The sequence below is a fragment of the Sphingomonas sp. EU05-FHT14C10 genome (genome assembly GCF_058790595.1).
Map to the genome: position 1 here is coordinate 106,811 of NZ_JBYTEN010000003.1, position 22,323 is coordinate 129,133.

Here is a 22,323-nt window from a genome sequence, read left to right on the forward strand (position 1 = left end):
AAGATGGGCCTTGGCTTGAAATGGGCCGGACGACGACGCGGCCATGCAGCCGCGTCGTCGTCCGGTCGGCTCAGCGCGTATAGGCCTTGGGCAGGTCGCTTTCCTGCGGCGTCGCATAACGATCGCGCAGGCGCCGCTGGCGGGTGTCGGTCGTCTGCTGGATGCCGTCGATGAACACCGCCTCGGGGATCGAGCTCAACTCGAGCGGATCGCCGCTCCACACCACGACGTCGGCGTGACGACCGGGCCGCAGCGATCCGAACTCGCCGCCCAGCCCCAGCGCCTCGGCCGGCCCCGAGGTGATCGCGGCGAAGGCCTGACCCCAGCTCAGCCCCGCCGCACCGGGCACCTTCTGGAGCGCGACGAGATTGCCCGCATATTGCGGCTCGTAACGCGCCTGCCGCGTATCATTGTCGTCGATCATGCCGATGCCGAGCCTGACCCCCGCCTTCTCCATCCGGCCGATGTTCGACTGGGTGGCGGCGAGCATCTCGAACGAGGCCGGCAGATCGTTGAGCGCGGTCGCGATCACCGGCACGCCCGCCGCTGCGATCTGCGGCGCGACCGTCCAGCCCTCGCTGGCGCCGACAAGCGCGAGCTTCAGTTGCGGGAAGTCCTTCTTGAGCGCGATCACGTTCAATATGTCGCTGCCGCGCTCGACATGGACCAGCAGCGGCACCTGCCCGGTCACCACCGGCCCCAGCGCAGCCGCGTCGGCGCGATTGAGCAGTGCGTCCTTGCTGTTGCCTTCATAGCCGGCCGGGTTGCGCGCATAATCCTTGGCCGACTGGAGCGCGTTGCGGAAATAGACATAAGCCGCCGCGCGGCTGCCGCCGGCTGAGCGCGCGCCACCCTCGCCCAGTTCGACGAACTGGAAGGCCCGCGGCTTTGTCACGGCGTCCATGTCCGCGCCCATGTCGATGATCGCGCCTTGCCCGGCAAACAGCGACGATCCCGTGTCGGGTGCGACGACCGCACGCGTCACGCCGTGCGCGCGGCTGACCGTGATCGCGCTGGTGCGCGGATTGATCGCCGGCGTCACGTCGATCGCGGCGGAAAAGGGCGAGTTGCGCGCCGAGACGTCATTGGTCTGGTCGACGCCGTCGACCTCGACGAGGCCTATGCGCGTGAAGCCGGCGAAGATGCCGGCGGCCACCCACTTGCCCGTCGCATCGATCTGACGCGCGCCGGCGGGGACTGCAACGCCCTTGCCGGCCGCGACGATCCGGCCGTCGCGGATGACCACGGTGCCGCCCTCGACGGGCGCCGATCCGTCGCCGATCGCGACGGTGCCACCGGTGATCGCGATCGTCTCCGCAGCAGCGGGCGCCGCGATCAGCGCGGCGGCAGCGAGAAGGAGCTTCTTCATTTCACGTCTCCCTCGCCGGGCTGGCCCAATTCGAAATCGCTCACCGGCCGCCGCTTGGGATCGAGCGCATCATACATCATCGCCCCATCGACCCAGACCTTCTCGGGCCGGGTGTAAACGCTCAGCGGATTGCCGTTCCACAGCACGACGTCCGCCATCTTGCCGGGCTTGAGGCTTCCCGTCCTGTCGTCGATGTGCAGCGCCTTGGCTGGATTGATCGACAGCCATTCCCACGCCACCTCGTCGGGAATGGTCATCCCCATGCGCCGGCCCGAGGCAAGCGCCTTGGCGACTTCCTGGTTGAGCCGCTGGATGCCGTTCTCGTCGTCCGAGTGGATCATCGCGCAGGCGCCCGCATTCTGGAGCAGCGCGAGATTCTCGTCGATCGCGTCGTAGCTTTCCATCTTGAAGCCCCACCAGTCGGCCCAGACAGCGGCGCAGACCCCGTTCTGCTTCAGAAGGTCGGCGATCTTGTAGGCCTCGACCGCGTGGTGGAAGGCCGAGACGTGATAGCCGAACTCCTTCGACATATCGATGACGTTGGCCATCTCGTCGGCGCGGTAGCAATGGTTCTGGACGAGGATCTCGCCCGCGAGCACGCCGGCCAGCGTGTCCATCTGCAGGTCGCGTGTCGGCATGTCGCCGCCCGACTTATAATATTTGTCCCATTTGCGCTTATATTCGGCGGCGCGGATCCAGGTCTGGCGGTCGACCGCCATGTTGCCCATCCGTGTCTGGGGCATCTGCCCCTTGCTGCCGAAGACGCGCTTCGGATTCTCGCCGCACGCCATCTTGAGGCCATAGGGCGCACCGGGGAACTTCATCCCCTGCATGGTCCGCGCATAGACATTCTTGAGCACGACCGAGCGCCCGCCGAACAGGTCGGCCGATCCGGGCAGGATCTGGAGCGTGGTGACGCCGCCATTGGCGAGCGCGCGGCTGAAGCCCGGATCCTGCGGCCAGACGCTATGTTCGGCCCATACTTCGGCGCGCACCGGCGCGGTCGCCTCGTTGCCATCCGAATTGGCCTGCACTGCCGGGCTCGGATAGTCGCCAAGGTGGCTGTGGATATCGATAACGCCGGGCGTCACCCACTTGCCCGCGCCGTCGATGACCGTGGCGCCCTGCGGGGCATCGACCGCCTTGCCGAGCGCAACGATCTTGCCGTCGGCGAACAGGATCTGCCCGCCGTCGATCCGGCCGCCTTCGCCATCGTAGATTGTCACATTGGTTATCAGGGTCGGCACGCCCGGATAGGGCTTGTAGGTCGATGGGTAGGGATCGGCGTTGAACGCCGATCCCTTGGCCGGCGGCGGCGGGGTAGCCGCTGCGGGCTTGCCTTCGCCCGTCGTCGCACAGGCGGCGAGCAGGCAGGTGGAAAGCAGGATTGCCGAAAGGCGCTTACTGAACACCGTGCATCCACTTCTTGATGAGAGGCGAAACGAGGAGAAGGAAGAGGCCGATCCCGGCGGCGATCAGGCCGATCGTCCAGAACACGCCATTATAGGTATCGAGGCTGACCTTGAGGTTGGTCACCTGTCCGCCGACCGTCTCGACGCTGGCAACCTGCGCGACCACGCCCGCGACATATTGCGCGACCGAGATCGAGAGGAACCACACGCCCATCATCAGGCCGACGACGCGCGCGATCGACAGTTTGGTGATCATCGAAAGACCCACCGGCGAGATGCAGAGTTCGGCCGCCGAGTGGATGAAATAGAGCCCCGCGAGCCACCAGATCGCAACCTTGAAGTCGCTGCCCGCAAACTGCCCGCCCCAGACGAGGAAGAGGAAACCCGCGCCCACGCCGATCAGCGCGATGCCGAACTTCACGGGCACCGAAGGTTCGATCCCGCGCTTCGCCATGCCGGTCCACAACAGGCTCATCAACGGCGCGAGGGCGACGATGAAGAAGGCGTTGAAGAACTGCGTCTGCCCTGCCGAAATGGTGAAGAGGCCGAAGACGCTGAGATTGGTGTTGCGATCGGCATAGAGCGTCAGCGACGACCCCGCCTGCTCGAACAACGTCCAGAAGACGACGTTGAAGACGATCAGCACCATCGCCGCCAGCATCATCTGGAACTCGCGCCGGTCGCCTGCCTTGTAGGACCAGATGAGAATGGTCGGCACCGCAACGAGGAAGGTGCCGAACAGCAGCTTGCCCATCAGGGGCAGCGAAGCGATGTAGCCGAGGATGCCCTCGCCCGGCGTCGCCTGCGCCGAGGCCATCAGGTTGGTGTAGAGAAAATAGAAGACGGGCACGAAGCAGAGCGCGCCGACATAGATCCAGATCGCCTTGTCCGCGCCCTCGCGCTTGGGCGGATCGCCATAGCCGTTCAGCCTGCCGCCGTCGAACTGGATGAGCGTCCAGGAAAAGACCATGCCGAGCGCCGCGACGCCGAAGCCCGCCCACCAGCCGACCGCATCGGCGAGGAAGGGGCAAAGCAGCTGCGAGAAGAGCGAGCCGAGATTGATGCCCATGTAGAAGATGGTGAAGCCGGAGTCGCGACGGCGATCGCCCTGGTCGTAAAGCTCGCCGACCATCGTCGAGATGTTGGGCTTGAAGAAGCCGTTGCCGACCGAAACCATGCTGAGCGCGATCAGCATCAGCATCACGTAGAAGGCGTTGCGCTCGCCGCCCGGCTCGAATCCGCCCTTGCCGACGGTGCGCGCGACGCTCTGGTCGGCGTTGAGCAGCGAGACGGTGCCGTCGTCATTGCCCTTGATCTCGTAGCGCTGGCCGGCGTCGATCAGGAAGCGCTTTTCGTTCGGCGAACTGCTCGGCCCATCGCGGAAATTGTCGACCTGCACTTCGTAGCGCGTGCCCTCGACGATCGCATAGGGCTTGGCCGTCTCGCCGCCGAAACAGAGGATGAAATAGCCGAGCGCCATCACGATCGCGCCGAATTTCACCGCGCGCTTCGACCCCAGATACTGGTCGGCCAGATAGCCGCCGATGAGTGGGGTCAGATAGACGAGCGCTGTATAACCGCCATAAAGCCCGGTCGCCGCCCGATCGCCGAACACGAAATGCTTGGTGAGATAGAGCGTCAGCAGCGCCCGCATCCCGTAATAGCCGAAGCGTTCCCACATCTCTGTCGTGAACAGCCGTGCCAGCTGGCGCGGATGGCCAAACCAGGTCTGTCGGTCGGCGGGGTTGACGTGCGTGATGTCCGGTTCGCGCGGCGAATCGGCGGTTGGCGTTTCCATGCGGCATTGTCCCTGTGGTCGGGGCGCTGGCGGCCCCTGGCATGGCGGCGGAGCCTAGCGCCGAAATCCGCGCTGTGAAGAAGATTATTGCCGACATGTTGCAGCCGCAAAAACGCGCCCGCCCCTTGACGCGCAGTGCCGTGTTAAGGCACTAAGCCAGCATGGCCGAACAGGATCGCCCGGTATATCTGCAGCTTCGCGACCGAATCGCCGCTTCGATTCTCGACGGCCGTTATCGCGACGGTGAGATGCTGCCCTCGGTACGCGCTTTTGCCGCCGAACAAGGCGCCAACCCCTTGACCGTCGCCAAGGCCTATCAGCTTTTCCAGGACGAAGCGCTGATCCTCGTCAAGCGCGGCGTCGGCATGTTCGTCGCCGATGGCGCCACCGCGCGGCTACGCGCCAGCGAGCGCGAGGCTTTCCTCAACGACGAATGGCCGCGCATCATGCGCGTGATCGACCGCCTTGGTCTCGACGCCGCCGATCTTCTCGACCGCGCCGACGCCTGACCTTCCCCGAAACGGCCCAAAAGTCGGATGCAAAATGCAGGGCCGTGGCCTATAGAATGGTCGTCGCACGCATTGGATTGATATGGTTCTGCACCGACTGCTGAGACGCGCGACCGCTGCCGCGAACCACGCCGTTCCCGACGGGCAGCGCGTCTATGCGATCGGGGACATCCACGGCCGCAGCGACCTGCTCGATGCGCTGCTCGCACGGATCGACGCCGACGACGCTGCGCGGGCACCTGCGCGCACGACGATCATCTTCCTCGGCGACCTGATCGACCGTGGTCCCGATCCGGCCGGCGTGATCGAACGGCTGACGCGGATCGACGCCGATGGCCGCGACATGCGCTTCCTGCTGGGCAATCATGAGGAAGTCTTCCTGAAGGCGGTCGAAGGCGATCCGCAGGCGATACGTTACCTGCCGCGCATCGGCGCGCGCAGCACGATCGCCAGCTATGGCATAGACACCGGCATTTTCGACGCGATGGAGGTCGAGGCGCTCGCCGAGGCGCTGACGGCGCGGATCCCGCCGCATCATCTCGCCTTTCTGCGCGCATGCGAGGAGCAGGTGCGCATCGGCGACTACCTTTTCGTCCATGCCGGCATCCGCCCGCGCGTCGCCCTCGATGAGCAGAGCGGCAGCGACCTGCGCTGGATTCGCGGCGACTTTCTCGATTATCGCGGCGACCATGGCTACATGGTCGTCCACGGCCACACCATCACCGATGACGTCGACGAGCAGCCCAACCGGATCGGCATCGATACCGGCGCGTTCGCCACCGGCCGGCTGACCGCACTCGCCCTCGAAGGTCGCGACCGCTGGTTTCTCTCGACCTGAAGCGCGCGGCGCGGACTGCGACAAAGGCAGCCGGGCTGGGCGCGGCCGCGCTGGCGGCGATCCTGCTGCTCTACCTCGCCGCCGGCTTCGCGATCGGCGCTATCCCCGCCAATGCCGACTGGCGGCAGGAGGATGGCGGCGTCACCATCTATGTCGAGACCAACGGCGTGCACACCGGTCTGCTCGTTCCGGTGAATGAAGCGGGCGTCGACTGGCGCGGGCTCGCCCGGGCCGGCGATCTCGCCGATCCGCGCTACGCCGGCACGCATATCTGGATCGGCTGGGGCGAGCGCGCCTTCTTCCTCGAAACGCCGCGTTGGTCCGACGTGAAGCTGTCGAACATATTTCACGCGGCCTTCGGATCGGACCGGACACTGATCCATGTCGATCATGAGTTGAACCCCGCGCCCGGCCCCGACGTGCGGCCGATCCGGCTTTCGCCCGAACGCTATCGCCACCTCGCCGTGATCATCCGCGCCAGCTTCGTGCTGCGTGCCGACGGCAGCGCCGTCGCCATGAAGGGCTATGGCCCCGCCGACGCCTTCTACGAGGCGAAGGGGCGCTATGACGCAATCCACACCTGCAACGAATGGGTCGGCGCGACGCTACGCGCAGCGGGCGTCCGCGTGGGGCGCTGGACGCCCTTCAGCCAGACCGTGATGTGGTGGTTCTAGCCCTGCGCCGCCGCGACGATCGCTGCCCAGCCAACCTCGTCAATCACGCGAACGCCCAGCTTCTCGGCATTGGCCAGCTTCGACCCCGCCCCCGGCCCTGCGACGACAAGGTCGGTCTTGGCCGACACCGAGCCCGAAACCTTCGCGCCCAGTGACAGCGCCTGCGCCTTCGCTTCGTCGCGCGACATGGTTTCGAGCGATCCGGTAAACACCACCGTCTTGCCCGAAACTTCGGATTCGCGGACTTCGGCGACGACCTCGGCAGGTGCGACGCCCATCGCGATCAGATCGGCCACGGCGTCCCGGTTATGCGCCTCGGCAAAGAAATCGAGCAGCGCCGACGCGACTTCCGGCCCGATATTGGGCGTGTCGATGGACGCCACGATCTCGCGCTGGCGGCGCAGCTCAAACTTGCGCTCGGGCTCGGCTGGCGTGGGGCCTATCGAGGCACGCTTTTCGAGCGCCGCTGCGATCATTGCCATGAAGCCGTCGAAGCAGCGATAGCGCCGCGCCAGATCGCGCGCCGTCACTTCGCCGACATGGCGGATGCCGAGCGCGAAGAGGAAACGGTCGAGCGCGCGCGTCCTGCTCGCGTCAATGCCGCGCAGCAATTTCGTCGCCCAGACGCGGCCGTCCTTCTTGCGTGGGAGCAGTTGCTCCTCGGTCAGCCGATAAATGTCGGCGGGCGCGCGGATCAACCCGTCCTTGAAGAAATCCTCGATCTGGACGAGGCCGAGGCCCTCGATGTCCATTGCCCGGCGGCTGACGAAATGGCGCAGCCGCTCGACACGCTGGGCCGGGCAGATCAGCCCGCCGGTGCAGCGAATGTCGACCTCGCCTTCCTCGCGCACCGCATCCGATCCGCATTCCGGGCATTTGTCGGGAAAGACGAAGGCCGGCCGATCCTCGCCGGGCGTCAGATTCTCCAGCACCTGCGGGATCACATCGCCCGCGCGCTGGATCAGGACGGTGTCGCCCGGCCGCACGCCCAGCCGCGCGATCTCGTCGGCGTTGTGCAGCGTCGCATTGGTGACGACGACGCCGCCGACGGTAACGGGTTCGAGCCGCGCGACGGGCGTCAGCTTGCCGGTACGGCCGACCTGGATGTCGATCGCCAGCAAGGTGGTCGAGGCGCGCTCGGCCGGAAACTTGTGCGCAAGCGCCCAGCGCGGCGCGCGCGCGACGAAGCCGAGCCGCGCCTGCCAGTCGAGCCGATCGACCTTGTAGACAACGCCGTCGATATCGAAGGGCAGCGACGCGCGCTGCGCCTCGATGCGTCGATAATGGGCCAGCGCGCCTTCGACTTGTTCGGCGAGGATGAGCAGATCGGAGACGGGAAAGCCCCAACCCCCGATCGCCTGCATCATGCCCATCTGCGTGCCGACGGGGATCGCGCTCATCTCGCCCCAGCCATGGGCAAGGAAGCGCAACGGCCGCCGGCGCGTCACTTCGGGATCCAGCTGGCGCAGCGACCCGGCGGCGGCGTTGCGGGGATTGGCGAAGATCTTGCCGTCCGCTTCCGCCTGCCGCTCATTCAGCGCGGCGAAATCGGCCTTGGCCATATAGACCTCGCCGCGCACCTCGCAGATATCGGGCGCGTCGTCGGGCAACGTCTGGGGAATGTCGGCGATGGTGCGGACATTGGCCGTCACCACCTCGCCCACCGCGCCGTCGCCGCGCGTCAGCGCCTGGACGAGCTTGCGGCCTTCATAGCGCAGCGAACAGCTCAACCCGTCGATCTTGGGCTCGGCGGTGAGCGCAACGCGGTCCTCGGCGCCGAGATTGAGATAGCGGCGGATGCGGACGACGAACTCGATCACGCTGGCGTCGTCGAAGGCGTTTTCCAAGCTGAGCATCGGCTGCGCATGCGCAACCTTGGTCAGCGGCCCCTCAGGGCGCGTCCCCACCTGCAGGCTGGGCGAATCATCGCGGCGCAGATGCGGGAAAAGCGCCTCCAGCTCGGCATTGCGGCGCATCAGCGCATCATAGTCGGCATCGCTGATCTCGGGCGCATCATCGTCATGATAAAGGCGATTATGATGCGCGATCTCGGCGGCGAGACGGGCCAGCTCGGCGGCGGCGCTGTTTTCGTCGATCTGAGCCATGGCCCAGCGCTAGCCATGCCTCATCCCGCGATCAAGCCCCGGCTGGCCATCACGGAACCGAACCGGAAACGGTCGGTTGAACGATCGGCTGGAGGACGAACGATCAAGGGAGATAGGGGATGAAGATATCGGCGATTCTGGCGGCGGCGGCGCTTTGCGTGACGAGCGTCGCGCCCTTCGCGACGGCCGCCGCCGACGCGCAGGGTTATCACCGCCCGCCGCATCATGGCTATCACCGCAAGCGCGTGAAGGTGTGTCGCACCGTATGGCGTCATCACCATCGCCAGCGCGTCTGCAGCTGGCGCTACCGCTGAAATGACGATGGGCCGGCGCGCAACACGCCGGCCTTTCTTCTATGCCGCCTCGAGCAGACGGCCGGCCTGCGCGCGCGCCTCGTCCGTAATCTCCGCGCCCGAGAGCATGCGTGCGATTTCCTCGCGTCGCGCTGCTGCATCGAGCGCGGTCACGCTGGTGCGCGTGACGAAGCCGTCATGGCTCTTGGCGATCAGCAGGTGCGCCGCGCCGCGCGCCGCCACCTGCGGACTGTGCGTGACGACAAGAAGCTGGGCGTTGGCCGAAAGCCGCGCCAGGCGATCGCCGATCGCGCTGGCAACCGCGCCGCCCACGCCCCGATCGATCTCGTCGAAGATCATCGTCGCCGCCCCGCCTTCCTCGGCGAGCGCCACCTTGAGCGCGAGGATGAAGCGCGACAGTTCGCCACCGCTCGCGATTTTCGCCAACGGCGCGAAAGGCGCACCGGGATTGGTCGAAATCTCGAACTCCACCCGGTCGCGGCCGGCGGCCCCCCATTGCGCGTCGTCGAGCGTGGCGACGGCTGTGCGGAAACGCGCGGCATCGAGCTTGAGCGGTGCGAGTTCGCCGACGACGGCGGCATCGAGCCGCGCCGCTGCCGCCGCCCGTGCTTCGCTCAGCGCATCTGCCGCCGCGACATAGGCCGCGCGCGCCGCGCGCGCCTCACCGGCGAGCGCGCCCAGCCTTTCCTCGCCGCCTTCGATCGAAGCCAGCCGCTCGCTCAATTCGGCGGTAAGCGCGGCAAGCGCATCGGATTCGGCGCGATGCTTGCGCGCCAGCGCGCGCAGGTCGAACAATCGCGTCTCGATCGCGTCGAGGCGGTCCGGACTATAGGCAAAGGCCTCGTCGGCGCGCGCCAGCCGGTCCTCGACCTCGGCAGCCTCGATCACCGCACGGTCGAGCGCCGACAGGGCCTCGGCGAGCAAGGGATGCTCGCCCGCGATGCGATCGAGCCGCCGTGCCGCCTGCCGCAAATTGGCGAGCGCGCCGTCCGACCCCTCGAGATGCGCCTTCACCGCCGCCAGATCATCGGCAAGCTTCGCGCCCTTCTGGATCGCGCTGCGCGCCTCTGCGAGCGCCGCTTCCTCACCCGGCTCAGGCGCGAAGGCGGTCAGCTCGGCGACCGAATGTTCCAGCCAGTCGCGGTCGCGCGCCGCCAGATCGGCCGCCTCGCGCGCCGCTGCGAGCGCGTCCTCGGCCGCACGCCAGCGCGCGTGTGCAGCAGCGACGCCGGCAACGTCGAGCCGCCCGAACGCATCGAGCAGCGCGCGATGCCCGCGCGGGTTGAGCAGGCCGCGGTCGTCATGCTGGCCGTGGATTTCGACAAGCATCGCGCCGATGTCGCGCAGCAATGTCGCCGACACGGGCTGGTCGTTGACGAAAGCGCGGCTGCCGCCATCGGCCTTGACGATGCGGCGAATGATGAGCGGCTCGCCCGGCTCGATCTCGATCCCGTTTTCCGCGAGCCGCGCGGCAACGGCCGGGGCAGCGTCGAAACTCGCGCTGACCACCGCCTGTGCCGTGCCCTGCCGCACGAGCCCGCTGTCGGCGCGCGCGCCGAGCGCCAGCCCCAGCGAATCGAGCAGGATCGATTTGCCCGCACCCGTCTCGCCGGTCAGCACGCCAAGACCGCGCCCGAAATCGAGGTCGAGCGCCTCGATCAGCACGACGTCACGAATGGAAAGCGCGGTCAGCATCGCCCCGATCTATCCGATCGCGAAGGCGCGATACAATCGCCGCGCACGCCTCAGGCGCCGGGCGCCTTTTCCTTCATCAGCTTGTAGGCATGTTCATACCAGTCAGTGCCCGGATAGTTGGAGCCAAGCACTGCGGCCGCCTTCTTGGCTTCCGCAGGGATGCCGAGCGCCAGATAACATTCAGTGAGGCGCATCAGCGCCTCGGGCACATGGCTGGTGGTCTGGAAATTGTCGATCACTTGGCGGAAGCGCAGCGTCGCAGCCAGCCACTGGGCGCGGCGCTGATAGAAGCGGCCGACTTCCATCTCCTTGCCGGCGAGGTGATCAGTGACGAGATCGACCTTGAGCCGCGCATCGGCGGCGTAGCGCGAATCGGGATAGCGGCGGATCACTTCGTTGAGCGCATCGAGCGCCTGCTGCGTGATCTTCTGGTCGCGCGTGACGTCGCTGATCTGCTCATAATAATCGACCGCGACGATATAGTTCGCATAGACTGCGTCGCGATTGCCCGGGTGGATCGCAAGGAAGCGCTGCGCCGCCGCGATGGATTCGGTGTAGGAACCGCCGAGATAATAGCTGTAGGCGCTCATCAACTGCGCGCGCCGCGCCCAGACCGAATAGGGATGCTGACGCTCGACTTCGTCGAACAGCGCGCCCGCCAGCTTATACTGCTTCCGCTCGAAGCGGGTGCGCGCCGCGTCGTAAAGCGAATTGACGTCGCGCGCCACATAGGCGGTGTCCGCCTTCTTGCCGCGGCCGGCACATCCCGAGAGGACACCGAAGAGAGCGAGGCCAAGCATGAGGAGGGCTGGCCGGAAGACGGTCTTACGCATGGGGGAGCGTCTTAACCGAGAGCCTGCCTGTCGCCAAGCGTCCGTTGCCGTGGCACCGTCACAAGGCTTATGCGTTAGTCGTCAGCCATATTTGACCGCTGGGAGACAAGCATGCCCGCCACGCGCCTCGCCACCCAACGCGTCGAAAAGCCCTGGGGGCGCCATCATCTCTGGCCGGGATTCGCCGATCCGGCACCCGACGCCGATCCGGTCGGCGAGGTTTGGTTCCAGGCTGAGGGCGACACGCAGTCCGAACTGCTCGTCAAATATCTGTTCACCAGCGAGCGGCTGTCGGTCCAGGTGCATCCCGACGACGCGGCCGCGCAAAAGGCGGGCTACCCGCGAGGCAAGGATGAGGCGTGGGTCGTGCTGGCTGCCGAACCCGATTCGACGATCGCGCTTGGCCTGAAGCAAGCGACGACGCGCGAGCATCTGCGCGCGGCCGCGCTCGACGGCAGCATCGAGCAGTTGATGGACTGGCGGCCGGTGAAGGCGGGGGACGTCATCTATTCGCCGGCCGGCACGATCCATGCGATCGGCGCGGGGATCACGCTGGTCGAGATCCAGCAGAATGTCGATCTGACTTACCGGCTCTATGATTATGGCCGCCCGCGCGAACTGCATCTCGACGCGGGGCTGGCGGTTTCGGACCCCATGCCCTTCACCCCGACGACGCATGTGCGCGAGGCGGCGCCCGGGCGCGCAATCCTGACCGAAGGCGAGAAGTTCGTGATGGAACGCTGGACCCGGCCGCGCGGCCTGACGCTGCCGGCGGGCATCGAGGGCTGGTTCGTGCCGCTCACCGGCAAGGGCATTATCGACGGCGAAGCGTGGGAAGCGGGCGAGGCCTGGGCGGCGAAGGGGGAGATCGCGGTCGATTTCGACGAGGCCGACGTGCTGATCGCCTATCCGGGAGCGCAGGCGATCGGCTAGGGTTGCGGGGATGCTCCGCGTCCTCACCCTTTCCAGCCTTTTCCCGGATGCGGACCGGCCCGATTTCGGCATCTTCGTGGAACGGCAGACGCTGGAGCTGGCGAAGCGCAAGGATGTCGACCTTCGGGTGGTGGCGCCGCGCGGCGTTCTGCTGGGTTATCAGGGGAATATCGGGTCTGACTGGAAGGGGCTGACGGTCTATCGGACCAATTTCCTTTCATTTCCGATAGTTGGTGGAAAATACAACGCGGCGTCGATGGCGCGTGCGTTGCGGCCGCTGATCGCGGAGATCAGGCGCGACTTCCCGTTCGACGTGATCGACGCGCAATTCTTCTGGCCCGACGGCGTCGCTGCAGCGGCGCTGGGCTATCCCTTTTCGATCAAGGCGCGCGGCGCGGATATCCATTATTGGGGACGGCGGCGCGACAGCGGGCCGCAGATCGTGGCGGCGGCGCAAAAGGCGGACGGCCTGCTTGCGGTTTCGGCGGCACTCGCCGACGACATGACGGCGATCGGCATCGCGCGCGACACGGTGCGCGTTCATTATACCGGCGTCGACCTCGACCTGTTCGCGATCGCCGACCGCGACGCGGCAAAGACGGCGCTGGGGCTGTCCGGCCCGGTCGTCGCGACGGTGGGCGCGCTGATCGAGCGCAAGGGGCAGGCGCTGGCGATCGAAGCGATGAAGGCGCTGCCCGACGCCACGCTGCTGATCGTCGGCGAAGGGCCGATGCGCGCGGCCTATCAGGCGCAGGCGCGCGCACCGGGAAGGCGCGTGCATTTTCTGGGTGCGCAGCCCCACGCCGCCCTCCCCGCCATCCTCGCCGCAGCCGACGTGATGCTGCTGCCCTCGGCGTCCGAAGGGCTGGCCAATGCCTGGGTCGAGGCGCTGGCCTGCGGAACGCCGATCGTGATCGCCGACGTGGGCGGAGCGCGCGAACTGCTGCGCGACGACGGCGCGGGGCGGATCGTGGCGCGCACGCCCGAGGCGATTTCAGATGCCGTGAAAGAGCTGCTCGCCACGCCGCCGGACCGCGATGTCGTGCGGCGCGCGGCTGAGGGGTTTACCTGGGAAGCCAATAGCCAGGTGCTGTTCGAGCATTTGTCCGGGATTGCAGGGAAAGCAGCGTCATTGCGAGCGCAGCGAAGCAATCCAGACTGAACGTCAGGCGCCGCTCTGGATTGCTTCGCTGCGCTCGCAATGACGGGGAGTCAGAGCGGCATCAGCGCGGCGGCGATCCAGCGGTCTTCGGCGCGCAATACGCCCCAGGCGCGCGCGGCGGCGCGGCTGTCCATCGCCTCGACGCCGATGCCGAGCGCCTCGATCGCGGCGACGAAGGCGGGCGGCGGACGGAGCAGGCTGCTGCCCGTGCCGATCAGGATGAATTCGGGCGGCGGGCCAAAGGCAAGCAGATCGGCGATCGCGGCTTCGTCGATCGCGGGATCGGCCCATTCGCGCGCCCATAAGGGCGTGAGCAGCGCGCCTTCCATCGCGACGCCATCGACGCGGAAGCCGCGCCCCGCAAAGCCGGTGACCATCGGCCCCGCGCCCGCGCGATCGCGCGAGACGCGGACGCCGATATCCTTGCCCGCCATCAGTCGCGCGGGCCGACCCGTTCGGCGCCGCTGGCGACGCTGGCGGCGTTCGCCTTGCGATCGGGCGCACGCGGGGTGAGGCCGAGGGTGATGAGCAGCGACGACGACACGTAGATCGACGAGTAGGTGCCGACGACGATGCCGAGCATCATGGCGGCGGTGAAGCCGCGCAGCACATGGCCGCCCCAGATCAGCAGCGCGCCCAGCGCGATGAGCACGGTGATCGAGGTCATCACGGTACGCGGCAGCGTTTCGTTCACCGAAAGGTCGATCAGCGACTTCATGTCCATCTGGCGATATTTCCGCATATTTTCGCGGATGCGATCGTCGATCACCATCTTGTCGTTGATCGAGTAGCCGATGATCGTGAGCACGGCGGCGACGATGTTGAGATCGAATTCCAGCCGCGTGACCGCGAAGAAGCCGAGCGTCATCAGCACGTCGTGCAGAATGGCGACGGCGGTCGAGATGCCGAACTGCCATTCGTAGCGCAGCCACGAGAAGATCGCGATGCCGATGATCGCGAGCAGCACCGCGATGATGCCGTTGCGGATCAGTTCGTCCGAGACCTTGCCCGAGACGGTATCGGCCTTGTTGAACACGACGCCGGGATATTTGGCCGACAGCGCGCCCTGCACCTTGCGGACGACGGCATTGGTCGCGCCGGGATCCTCGCTCGCCGGGAGCGGCAGGCGGATCGACACGGTGTTGGGATCGCCGAACTGCTGGAGCTGGCCTTCGCCGACGCCCAGCCTGTCGACATCCGAGCGCACCTGATCGAGCTGCGGGACCTGCTGGAACTTGGCCTCGATCATCAGGCCGCCGACGAAGTCGACGCCGAGATTGAGGCCGCGCGTGGCGACCGCGCCGACCGCGAGCAGGGTCAGGAGCGCAGTGAGCCCGAAGGCCCAGAAGCGCAGCTTGACGAAGCCGAGATTGGTATTGTCGGGGACGAGTTTCAAAAGTCGCATGGTTCGCTCCCGCCCTTAAATGTTCATCTCGGTCGGGCGGTTCCTGCGGATCCAGCCGGCGACGAGCATGCGGGTGAAGGTGACGGCGGTGAACACCGACGTGGCGATGCCGATCAGCAGCACGATGGCGAAGCCCTTGATCGGCCCGGAGCCGAGCACGAGCATGATCAGGCCTGCGATCGCGTGCGTCACGTTCGCCTCGAAGATGGTGCGGCTGGCTTCCTTATAGCCATGTTCGACGGCCTGGACGACGCTGCGCCCGCGCCGCCGCTCTTCGCGGATGCGTTCGTTGATCAGCACGTTGGCGTCGACCGCGGTGCCGATGGTGAGCACGAAGCCGGCGATGCCGGGCAGCGTCAGCGTCGCGCCGAGCAGGCCCATGACGCCGAGGATCACGAAGATGTTAATCACCACGGCGAGGTTGGCGTAGATGCCGAAGCGGCCATAGGTGACGAGCATGAAGATGATCACCGCCACCGCCGCGATCGTCGAGGCGAGGATGCCCGCGCGGATCGAGTCAGCGCCGAGCTGCGGCCCGACGGTGCGTTCCTCGATCACCTTGAGCGCCACGGGCAGCTTGCCCGAACGCAGCGCGATGGCGAGCTGGTTGGCGCTTTCGACGGTGAAATTGCCGCTGATCTGCGCCTGACCGCCGAGGATCGGTTCGTTGATGTTGGGCGCCGACAGCACGCTGTTGTCGAGGATCATCGCGAAGGGCTTGCCTGTATTTTCCTGCGTGACCTTCGCGAACTTGCGGCCGCCCTGCCCGTCGAAGCGGATGTTGACGACGGGCATATTGGTGCGCTGGTCGAAGCCCTGCTGCGCGTCGATGAGCTGATCGCCCGATATCATCACCTGGCGGTGGACGGCGATCGCCTTGGGTCCATTACCCGGCGCATCGGGATAAGGCAGGATCTGGCTGCCGACCGGCGCGTGGTTCTGCGCGATGTCGGTGGCGGTCGCGGTCAGATCGACCATCTTGAATTCGAGCTTGGCGGTCTTGCCGAGCAGCTGCTTGAGCGCTTCGGGGTTCTGGAGGCCGGGGACCTGCACCAGAATGCGCGTCGCGCCCTGGCGGATGATCGTCGGCTCCTTGGTGCCCATTTCGTCGATGCGCTTGCGGACGACCTCGGTCGCGACCTGCATCGCGCTGTTGGTCGCGGCGGCAAGGCCGGCCGGGGTCGGCGTGACGATGACGCGGCTGCTATCCTCGACCTTCACGTCCCAGTCGCGCTGGCCGGTGACGCCGACGCCCTGGGTCAGCGCGCGGACGCGCTCGACCGCGGCATCGGTCTGCGCCTGATCGCGGACGAGGAAGGCCAGCCGGCCGCCCTGCGTCGAGATATCGCCGATATCGATGCGGGGGTTGCCGCGCCGCATCTCGGTGCGGATCGTTTCCTGCATCTGTTCCAGACGCTGCTTGGCGATATCGGTCGAATCCGCCTCGAGCAGCAGGTGGCTGCCGCCCGACAGATCGAGCCCCAGATTGACGCGGGGCGCGGGCAGCCATTTGGGCCAGGCCGATTCGGGAACAAGGCTGGGCACCGCCATCATCACACCGAGGATGACGACGGCGAGAATCCCCACCACCTTCCAGCGCGGGAAATCGAGCATCAGTCGTTTGCCGGCTTTCCGCCGCCGAGCGGCGTGATGTCCGTCAACGTCGACTTGACCGCGCGGACGCGCACGCTGGGCGCCAGCTCGATCTCGACGAACTCGTCCTCGACCTTGGTCACCTTGCCGACGAGGCCGCCGCCGGTGACGACGCTATCGCCCTTCTTGGCGGCATCGATCATCGCGCGATGCTTCTTCATCCGCTGCTGCTGCGGACGGATCAGCAGGAAGTAGAAGATGACGAAGATGAAGAGCAGCGGCACCATCTGCACGAAGAAGGCGCCCGTGCCTGCGGCGGACGCGCCGCCTGCGGCCTGTGCGAAAGCGGGGGTTGCGAACATCGTTTTCTTTATCGCCTGATCAGGGAGGGACAGCCCAAAGTCCCCCGGAAAGCCGCGCGCCTATCACGTAAGGGCGCGGGGGCGCAACATTGGTTGCAGGGGGCGGGCGCACGCTCCCTGCTTGCGTCGGCGCGCGCATGGCCTTAAGGGGCGCGGCTCCGGACGTCGGCCGACAGGTCGAGTCCGCCTGGTCGGGGCGTAGCGCAGCCTGGTAGCGCATCACACTGGGGGTGTGGGGGTCGCAGGTTCGAATCCTGTCGCCCCGACCATTTCATCCTAAAGCCGCAGCATCGCACGGGCGCTGGACAAGCGCCGGGGCCGCGCGCAACCTCTTCCAGCTTCAGATGGATTTCCGGCGGCGCGGGGCTTGTCGTCCGCCGGCAACGTGCATGTCGCAGTAACAGGCGGCGGCATTCGGGTTCGCGCAACGGAGGGATGCCGGCCGCAGCCGGCGTGCCGCGAGTCGGAGGAGGACGAGGCATGACACGACAATATGGCCGCATGGCCGCGATCGGCATCATAATGGCCGGGGCGTTGCTTCCGGCGGCACCCGCATCGGCGCAGGCAAGCAATCTTCGCGACCTGATCGGCATCAGGGGATCGTCCGCCGAATCCGCGCTGGGGCAGCGCGGCTACAGCCTGACGCGCAACGCCAACGACCGATCCTACTGGTGGAACAGCGGATCGAAGGACTGCGTGTCCATGTATGTGTGGAACGGGCGCGTGCAGAATCTCGATCCGGCGACCAACAAGGATTGCGGCAAGGGCGGCAAGGGCGATGCCGTGGCGGCGGGCGTGATCGGCGCGCTGGTGATCGGTGCGATCGTCGCGGGCGCGGCGAGCAGCAACAAGCATCATGACGACGATTATTACGACAATGGCCGCTATGGCGATCGCTATGGCCAGTACAGCCCGGCGGACAATGTCGTCTGCTACCGGCGGCAGGCGACCTGCTATAAATATGGCGAATTCTCGTCGAAATGGACGCGCCGCGAGTTCGGCGGATACTGACCGGCAGATCGGGGAGAATGGATATGAAATCAGCGACCTACATGCTCGCGATCGCAATCCTCGCCACGGCGCCGGCGCAGGCCGCGACCAAGGCAAAAGCCAAGCGCGCAGCACCGGCGATCGCCGACAATCCGGCGCGCCACATCATCACCGACCGGCTGGGCAAGGACCTGACCGTGCGGCAGGTGGCAGTGCTCAACCTGGTGGCGCATGCGACCGCCGCCGCCGTGCTGTGCGACAGCATCGACATGAACGAGGAAGCCGTCAAAGGCGCGCTGACTGCGGTGATCAACGAAAGCCTGCCCGACCTGCCGACCGATGCGGACAAGAGCATGTTCCGCGACCGCACGCTGGTGGGCTTCGGGTCGCTCGTCGGGCTGATGATCGACGAGGCAGCGCCGCGCAAGGCCGCCTTCTGCAAGACCGCCGAGGAAGAGATGAGCGAGGAAGGCACCAAATCCTTCCTCAAGCCCGCCGCAAAGCCCACAAGCTGAAACGAAAGCCCCCGGCCGCAGCGCAGCCGGGGGCTTTTCCAGAAACCGATCGGGCCGATCAGGCGACGGTCAGCTGGACGTCGACATTGTTGCGCGTGGCGTTCGAATAGGGGCAGACCTGATGCGCCTTGGCGACGAGCTCCTCGGCCTGGTCGCGCGGGACGCCCGGCAGCGAGACTTCGAGCGCGATGGCGAGGCCGAAGCCGCCTTCCGAGCGCGGGCCGATGCCGACCGTCGCGGTGACGGCGGTGTCGGCGGGAACCTTGGCGGTGCCGCCCTGCGAGGCGACGAACTTCATCGCGCCGATGAAGCAGGCGGCATAGCCGGTCGCGAAAAGCTGCTCGGGGTTCACCCCGTCGCCGCCCGCGCCGCCCAGTTCCTTGGGGGTGGTCAGCTTGACGTCGACGGCGCCGTCGAGCGTGGCGCTGTGCCCGTCGCGGCCGCCGGTGGCGCGGGCGGAGGTCTGATAGAGGACGTTCACGGACATGAGGGCTTCCTTTCGTCTTTCGTCGGCTTTTATATCGTACACGATCAAATCGTGTGCTCGACAAATAGGCGCAGCGAGCATGGTGGTCAAGGCCTGCCATTATATCGTGTGCGATTTTTTTCGTTGCATCGCCGTTGCGAGCCAAGCGCGGCCATCCGGTGCGATTTCCGCCCTCGCGCAATGATGGAATGGATATAAAGATTTCTTTATATGTGGATTGACAGGCGCGCGGCTTTGCCTATCCTGAAGCTGTCGAGGTTCTTCGCGTCACCCCCGGGCGGTGCGGAGCTAAGACGGGAAGCCGGTGACGCCCCTCGGGGCCAGTCCGGCGCTGCCCCCGCAACTGTAAGCGGTGAGCGGCGGTCGATACGTGTCACTGATCCGGCAAGGATCGGGAAGGCCAGACCGCCGCTGCGATCCGTGAGCCAGGAGACCTGCCTCGTCAGATAACGTCCTCCGGCGGGGTGTCCGGTCAGGCCGCGTGCATGGCTGCGCCCGGCTTGCCGGCGGGTGCGGATTCCCGTGCATCGTGCGTCAGACCCCTCACCTTGCCCAACGCAAGGCTTGAAGACGATGACCGCGACTGTCGCCACCCTCGGTTTCCCCCGCATCGGCCCGCGCCGCGAACTGAAGTTCGCGCTCGAAAGCCACTGGTCAGGCAAAAGCAGCGCCGCCGCGTTGCTTGCCTCGGCAAGCGGACTGCGCGCCGCCGCATGGGCGCGCCAGAAGGCGCTGGGCGCCGATATCCTGCCCTCGGGCGATTTCTCGCTCTACGACCATGCGCTCGATACCAGCGCGATGGTGGGCGCCGTTCCCGCGCGCTACGGCTGGCACGGCGGCGACGTCGACCTCGCCACCTATTTCGCGATGGCGCGCGGCACGCAGGGTGCTGCCGACAAGGGGCATGACGGCTGCGCGCACGCGATCGACGCGACCGCGCAGGAAATGACCAAATGGTTCGACACCAACTATCATTATCTGGTGCCCGAGCTTGCCGCCGGCCAGCGTTTCGCGCTGTCGTCGACGCGCATCCTCGACCAGTTCGCCGAAGCGAAGGCGCTGGGCTATCAGACCCGGCCCGTCCTGCTCGGCCCCGTCACTTTCCTTTCGCTCGCCAAGGGCGAGGGCGTCGATCCGCTCGACCTGCTCGACGCGCTGCTCCCCGTCTATGAGGATGTGATCTGGAAGCTGGTCGCGCTGGGCGCCGACTGGGTGCAGATCGACGAGCCGGCGCTGGTGCTCGACCTGAGCGACGCGCAGCGCGACGCCTTCCGCCGCGCCTATGCCCGGCTGGCGACCAAGGGCGCCAAGCTGATGCTCACCAGCTATTTCGGCGGACTGGGCGACAATCTCGACCTCGCCGTCGCACTCCCCGTCCACGGCCTGCATGTCGATCTGGTCCGCGCGCCCGACCAGCTTGCCCCGGTCGCCGCGCGGCTGCGCGCCACGCAATTGCTGTCGCTGGGCGTGATCGACGGGCGCAACGTCTGGCGCGCCGATCTGGACGCGATCATCGATCGCATCGCCCCGATCGCGGCGACGCGCGACGTGGTGATCGCGCCGTCCTGCTCGCTGCTCCACGTCCCCGTCGACCTTGCGCTCGAAACCGCGCTCGACCCGCAGGTGAAGCAGTGGCTGTCCTTCGCCGCGCAGAAGATCGGCGAGCTCGCGACGATCGCCAAAGCGCTCAACCAAGGGCGCGACGCGGTCCGCGCCGAGCTGGAGGACTCGCGGGTGGCGGCGGCCGCGCGCCTCACCTCGCCGCTGATCCACGATCCCAGGGTGCAGGCGCGCGTCGCCGCCGTCGACGCGGCGATGACGCAGCGGACATCGCCCTTCGCCGCGCGCAAGGCGGCGCAGCAGGCGCGGCTCGGCCTGCCCGCCTTCCCGACCACCACGATCGGGTCCTTCCCGCAGACCGCCGAGGTCCGCCACGCCCGCGCGCTCCACGGCAAGGGCGAGCTCGACGCGGCCGGCTATGAGGCCTTCCTGCGCGATGCGACGCGCGATGCCGTCGCCTGGCAGGAGGAAATCGGGCTCGACGTGCTCGTCCATGGCGAGTTCGAGCGCAACGACATGGTGCAATATTTCGGCGAGCAGCTTGCCGGATTCGCCTTCACGCGCGCGGGCTGGGTGCAAAGCTATGGATCGCGCTGCGTGCGCCCGCCCCTGCTGTTCGGCGACGTCTCGCGGCCCGATCCGATGACGGTGGACTGGTGGCGCTATGCCCAGTCGCTGACCGCCCGGCCGATGAAGGGGATGCTGACCGGCCCCGTCACCATCCTCAACTGGTCCTTCGTGCGCGACGACCAGCCGCGCGAGGCAAGCTGCCGCCAGATCGCGCTCGCGATCCGCGACGAGGTGGTCGACCTCGAGGCCGCCGGCGCGCAGATCATCCAGATCGACGAGGCGGCGCTGCGCGAGGGCCTGCCGCTGCGCCGCGCCGACTGGCAGCATTATCTCGACTGGTCGGTCGACTGCTTCCGCATCGCCGCCTCTGGCGTGGGCGACGAGACGCAGATCCACACGCATATGTGCTATTCGGAGTTCAACGACATCCTGCCCTCGATCGGGGCGATGGATGCCGATGTGATCTCGATCGAGACGGCGCGGTCGCGGATGGAACTGCTCGGCGCCTTCGCCAGCTATGCCTATCCCAACGATATCGGGCCGGGCGTCTACGACATCCACGCGCCGCGCATCCCGGCCGAAGGCGAGATGGCCGAATTGCTCACGCTCGCGGCGAAGCGCGTGCCCGCCGCGCAATTGTGGGTGAACCCCGATTGCGGGCTCAAGACGCGCAAGTGGGACGAGGTGAAGCCCGCGCTGGTCGCCATGGTCGGCGCGGCGCAGCGCCTGCGCGTGAAGGCGGCCTATGACGCGCAGTGAGGATCGGCCCGAGGGGCAGCCGACGGTGCGCGTCACCGCCATGCCCGCCGATGCCAATGTCTATGGCGACATTTTCGGCGGCTGGCTGATGGCGCAGATGGACCTGGCGGCATCGTCGGTGGCGTCGCGCCATGCGGGCGGCCGCGCGGTGACGATCGCGGTGGAAGGCATGGCCTTCCACCGCCCCGTCTTCGTCGGCGACGAGCTTTCGGTCTTCGCGCGGCTGGTGAAGGTCGGCCGCACCTCGATGCAGGTCGAGGTCGAGGCCTGGGCGCGCGATCGCCATTCGGACGAGGAGAACAAGGTGACTCACGCCAGCTTCTCCTTCGTCGCGATGGGACCGGATCGGCGGCCGCGCGCGGTGAAGCCGCTGGAGGTGGCGGGGGCGTAGGCGCCGCGTCATTGCGAGGCGGCGCAGCCGGCGAAGCAATCCAGATTCG

General features: G+C 67.0%; 21 protein-coding genes, 1 tRNA gene and 1 riboswitch. Of the genes, 11 read left to right on the top strand and 11 right to left on the bottom strand.

The window, feature by feature from the left end; genetic code table 11:
• Window positions 1-70: 70 nt before the first annotated feature.
• Genes AC3WT0_RS05180 through AC3WT0_RS05190 form a run of 3 tightly spaced genes read right to left on the bottom strand, consistent with a single transcriptional unit; the run spans window position 71 to window position 4,579 of the window.
• A complete protein-coding gene (locus AC3WT0_RS05180) occupies window positions 71-1,369 on the bottom strand; it encodes an amidohydrolase family protein (protein WP_492752001.1) in 1,299 nt (432 codons plus the stop codon).
• A complete protein-coding gene (locus tag AC3WT0_RS05185) occupies window positions 1,366-2,781 on the bottom strand; it encodes an amidohydrolase (RefSeq protein ID WP_492752003.1) in 1,416 nt (471 codons plus the stop codon). Before AC3WT0_RS05185 ends, AC3WT0_RS05180 begins: the two co-directional genes overlap by 4 nt.
• Entirely contained in the window at window positions 2,771-4,579 is a 1,809-nt protein-coding gene (locus AC3WT0_RS05190) for a peptide MFS transporter (RefSeq protein WP_492752005.1), read from the bottom strand. The genes AC3WT0_RS05185 and AC3WT0_RS05190 overlap by 11 nt, the downstream gene beginning before the upstream one ends.
• A 161-nt stretch (window positions 4,580-4,740) precedes the next feature.
• Here AC3WT0_RS05190 and AC3WT0_RS05195 point away from each other — a divergent pair, with 161 nt between their 5' ends.
• The 3 genes from AC3WT0_RS05195 (at window position 4,741) to AC3WT0_RS05205 (ending at window position 6,600) form a co-directional block, all read left to right on the top strand.
• Window positions 4,741-5,088 carry a GntR family transcriptional regulator gene (locus AC3WT0_RS05195; protein WP_492752007.1) on the top strand — a complete coding sequence of 116 codons (348 nt, stop codon included), beginning with the start codon at window positions 4,741-4,743 and terminating at the stop codon, window positions 5,086-5,088.
• A gap of 82 nt (window positions 5,089-5,170) precedes the next feature.
• A complete protein-coding gene (locus AC3WT0_RS05200) occupies window positions 5,171-5,926 on the top strand; it encodes a metallophosphoesterase (protein ID WP_492752008.1) in 756 nt (251 codons plus the stop codon).
• A gap of 65 nt (window positions 5,927-5,991) precedes the next feature.
• Window positions 5,992-6,600: a TIGR02117 family protein gene (locus AC3WT0_RS05205; protein WP_492752192.1), complete on the top strand. Its 609-nt coding sequence runs from the start codon at window positions 5,992-5,994 to the stop codon at window positions 6,598-6,600.
• Here the strand turns inward: AC3WT0_RS05205 and ligA are convergent.
• On the bottom strand, window positions 6,597-8,705 hold the full coding sequence (gene ligA, locus AC3WT0_RS05210; protein ID WP_492752010.1) for an NAD-dependent DNA ligase LigA: 2,109 nt from the start codon (window positions 8,703-8,705) through the stop codon (window positions 6,597-6,599). The two genes, AC3WT0_RS05205 and ligA, sit on opposite strands and share 4 nt — an antisense overlap.
• A gap of 119 nt (window positions 8,706-8,824) precedes the next feature.
• On the opposite strand from ligA, the gene AC3WT0_RS05215 reads away from it, so the two are divergent.
• Window positions 8,825-9,019, top strand: coding sequence for a hypothetical protein (locus AC3WT0_RS05215; RefSeq protein ID WP_492752012.1), 195 nt, complete (start codon window positions 8,825-8,827; stop codon window positions 9,017-9,019).
• Window positions 9,020-9,058: 39 nt separating this feature from the next.
• Here the strand turns inward: AC3WT0_RS05215 and recN are convergent, their stop codons facing one another.
• Entirely contained in the window at window positions 9,059-10,714 is a 1,656-nt protein-coding gene (gene recN, locus AC3WT0_RS05220; protein WP_492752014.1) for a DNA repair protein RecN, read from the bottom strand.
• A gap of 50 nt (window positions 10,715-10,764) precedes the next feature.
• Window positions 10,765-11,547, bottom strand: a complete 783-nt coding sequence (locus AC3WT0_RS05225) for an outer membrane protein assembly factor BamD (protein WP_492752016.1) — start codon at window positions 11,545-11,547, stop codon at window positions 10,765-10,767.
• Window positions 11,548-11,658: 111 nt separating this feature from the next.
• Between AC3WT0_RS05225 and AC3WT0_RS05230 the strand changes: the two genes are divergently transcribed.
• Together AC3WT0_RS05230 and AC3WT0_RS05235 are read left to right on the top strand one after the other, a co-directional pair.
• Window positions 11,659-12,480 carry a class I mannose-6-phosphate isomerase gene (locus AC3WT0_RS05230; RefSeq protein ID WP_492752017.1) on the top strand — a complete coding sequence of 274 codons (822 nt, stop codon included), beginning with the start codon at window positions 11,659-11,661 and terminating at the stop codon, window positions 12,478-12,480.
• Between the two features lie 10 nt (window positions 12,481-12,490).
• On the top strand, window positions 12,491-13,642 hold the full coding sequence (locus AC3WT0_RS05235; RefSeq protein WP_492752018.1) for a glycosyltransferase: 1,152 nt from the start codon (window positions 12,491-12,493) through the stop codon (window positions 13,640-13,642).
• A 50-nt stretch (window positions 13,643-13,692) separates the two neighbouring features.
• On the opposite strand, the gene AC3WT0_RS05240 is transcribed toward AC3WT0_RS05235, so the two are convergent.
• Genes AC3WT0_RS05240 through yajC form a run of 4 tightly spaced genes read right to left on the bottom strand, consistent with a single transcriptional unit; the run spans window position 13,693 to window position 17,002 of the window.
• Window positions 13,693-14,076: an Mth938-like domain-containing protein gene (locus AC3WT0_RS05240; protein WP_492752019.1), complete on the bottom strand. Its 384-nt coding sequence runs from the start codon at window positions 14,074-14,076 to the stop codon at window positions 13,693-13,695.
• Window positions 14,076-15,047, bottom strand: a complete 972-nt coding sequence (gene secF, locus AC3WT0_RS05245; RefSeq protein ID WP_492752020.1) for a protein translocase subunit SecF — start codon at window positions 15,045-15,047, stop codon at window positions 14,076-14,078. The genes AC3WT0_RS05240 and secF overlap by 1 nt, the downstream gene beginning before the upstream one ends.
• A gap of 15 nt (window positions 15,048-15,062) precedes the next feature.
• Window positions 15,063-16,661, bottom strand: a complete 1,599-nt coding sequence (secD, locus tag AC3WT0_RS05250) for a protein translocase subunit SecD (RefSeq protein WP_492752021.1) — start codon at window positions 16,659-16,661, stop codon at window positions 15,063-15,065.
• Window positions 16,661-17,002 carry a preprotein translocase subunit YajC gene (yajC, locus tag AC3WT0_RS05255; RefSeq protein WP_492752022.1) on the bottom strand — a complete coding sequence of 114 codons (342 nt, stop codon included), beginning with the start codon at window positions 17,000-17,002 and terminating at the stop codon, window positions 16,661-16,663. The genes secD and yajC overlap by 1 nt, the downstream gene beginning before the upstream one ends.
• A gap of 192 nt (window positions 17,003-17,194) precedes the next feature.
• On the opposite strand from yajC, the gene AC3WT0_RS05260 reads away from it, so the two are divergent.
• From AC3WT0_RS05260 to AC3WT0_RS05270, 3 genes are all read left to right on the top strand, one after another.
• Window positions 17,195-17,271, top strand: a tRNA-Pro gene (locus tag AC3WT0_RS05260).
• Between the two features lie 211 nt (window positions 17,272-17,482).
• Window positions 17,483-18,013: a hypothetical protein gene (locus AC3WT0_RS05265; RefSeq protein WP_492752023.1), complete on the top strand. Its 531-nt coding sequence runs from the start codon at window positions 17,483-17,485 to the stop codon at window positions 18,011-18,013.
• A gap of 23 nt (window positions 18,014-18,036) precedes the next feature.
• Window positions 18,037-18,507, top strand: a complete 471-nt coding sequence (locus tag AC3WT0_RS05270; RefSeq protein ID WP_492752024.1) for a hypothetical protein — start codon at window positions 18,037-18,039, stop codon at window positions 18,505-18,507.
• A 58-nt stretch (window positions 18,508-18,565) separates the two neighbouring features.
• On the opposite strand, the gene AC3WT0_RS05275 is transcribed toward AC3WT0_RS05270, so the two are convergent.
• Complete coding sequence (locus tag AC3WT0_RS05275) at window positions 18,566-18,994, bottom strand: organic hydroperoxide resistance protein (RefSeq protein ID WP_492752025.1); 429 nt, start codon at window positions 18,992-18,994, stop codon at window positions 18,566-18,568.
• Between the two features lie 238 nt (window positions 18,995-19,232).
• Window positions 19,233-19,450: riboswitch (cobalamin riboswitch) on the top strand.
• Window positions 19,451-19,567: 117 nt separating this feature from the next.
• On the opposite strand from AC3WT0_RS05275, the gene metE reads away from it, so the two are divergent.
• A complete protein-coding gene (gene metE / locus AC3WT0_RS05280; RefSeq protein WP_492752026.1) occupies window positions 19,568-21,883 on the top strand; it encodes a 5-methyltetrahydropteroyltriglutamate--homocysteine S-methyltransferase in 2,316 nt (771 codons plus the stop codon).
• Entirely contained in the window at window positions 21,870-22,274 is a 405-nt protein-coding gene (locus tag AC3WT0_RS05285) for an acyl-CoA thioesterase (protein WP_492752027.1), read from the top strand. Before metE ends, AC3WT0_RS05285 begins: the two co-directional genes overlap by 14 nt.
• Window positions 22,275-22,323 lie beyond the last annotated feature (49 nt).